2 protein-coding genes are annotated in these 1,171 nt (G+C 60.8%); both read left to right on the forward strand.

Translation table 11 applies throughout. The annotated features are described in order from the left end of the window. A partial coding sequence (locus EN935_RS36900; RefSeq protein WP_164771728.1) for a GNAT family N-acetyltransferase occupies positions 1 to 410 on the forward strand: 410 nt, incomplete at its 5' end. Between the two features lie 98 nt (positions 411 to 508). After that, the gene (locus EN935_RS36905; protein WP_109663364.1) at positions 509 to 1,105 is read left to right on the forward strand and encodes a glutathione S-transferase family protein; all 597 of its coding nucleotides are present in this window, start codon (positions 509 to 511) and stop codon (positions 1,103 to 1,105) included. Positions 1,106 to 1,171 lie beyond the last annotated feature (66 nt).

Genomic DNA, 1,171 nt, shown 5'->3' on the forward strand with positions numbered 1-1,171 from the left:
TGGCAGCTCTGCGACAGACCAATGCGAAAGACTATTCGCAAGACATCATCGCTCGCGTGGAGCAGAACTTCAGCCCATCCGCTGTCTCTGCGCTTTTGAGGAAGCGGAGGGTTTCTGTCGCGGTTGTGCGTGGCAGGATCGTTGGAACAGCCAGCCTCGATGGAAGCATTGTCCGATCCGTCTTTGTGGATACTGAACTGCAAGGCCGTGGTATCGGCAAACGACTTATGGCGGAGGTTGAGGAAGCGGCGCACGCTGGCGGCGTCACCGTGCTGACCGTGCCGTCCTCGGTGACGGCGGAGCCATTTTACGCCGGGCTTGGATTCAAGGCAGTTCGAGACAGCTGCTACGGTGATGAACGCACCATCATCATGGAGCGTTCGCTAAACGGTGTCGGTCAACGACGCTGATGCATGTCGCTCGCTGGCGGCCGGGTTTTCCGCTTGTGGCCATTGCTCGATCGCGTCTGATCGGTCAACACTGCCCGCCTGCAAAACAGGAACCTATCATGCCCAGACTGCTCTATGCGTCGTCTTCTCCCTACAGTTCCAAGGTACGAATGGCAGCGGCCTATGCCGGCATCGCCGTCGATCTGGTGCCGATCAAGACCGAGGAGAAGCCGGCCGATTTGATGATCGCCAACCCGCTCGGCAAGATCCCGGTTCTGGTGCTCGACGACGGCCGCTCGATCCATGACAGCCGCGCCATCACCCAGCACCTCAACCGGGTTTCGAAGAGCGCGCTTTTCCCGCGCAATCCCGACAAGCGGCTCGAGGCGGAAGTGCTGGAGGCGCTGGCGGACGGCATTTGTGATTGTGCGCTGTCGATGGTCTATGAGCGGCGCGCACGGCCTGAGGAGATGGTCTACCAGCCCTGGCTCGATCGCCAATGGGCAAAGATCACGGCAGCACTCGATCTGCTCAACGCCAACCCGCCGAAGCTGCCGAAGAAGATCACCGCCGGCCAAATGGCGCTGCGCGCCTGCCTCGGCTATCTCTCGTTACGCTTTGCCGGAAAATGGGAGAAGGGTCGCGCCCGGCTGACACGATGGGCAGCGCGCTTCGACGAGAAGTTTCCAGAGTTGAGGCCGTGCATCCCCGGTTGATCGGCCCGATCCAACCCGGTTGATCGGCCCGATCAACCAGGCTGATCGACTTGATTAGCCCAGGGT

The sequence above is a fragment of the Mesorhizobium sp. M7D.F.Ca.US.004.03.1.1 genome, assembly GCF_003998635.1.
GTDB lineage: Bacteria > Pseudomonadota > Alphaproteobacteria > Rhizobiales > Rhizobiaceae > Mesorhizobium > Mesorhizobium loti.

Coding starts and splice junctions, on each gene's coding strand:
- EN935_RS36905 (WP_109663364.1), top strand. CDS start 509: ATGCCCAGACTGCTCTATGCGTCGTCTTCTCCCTACAGTTCCAAGGTA.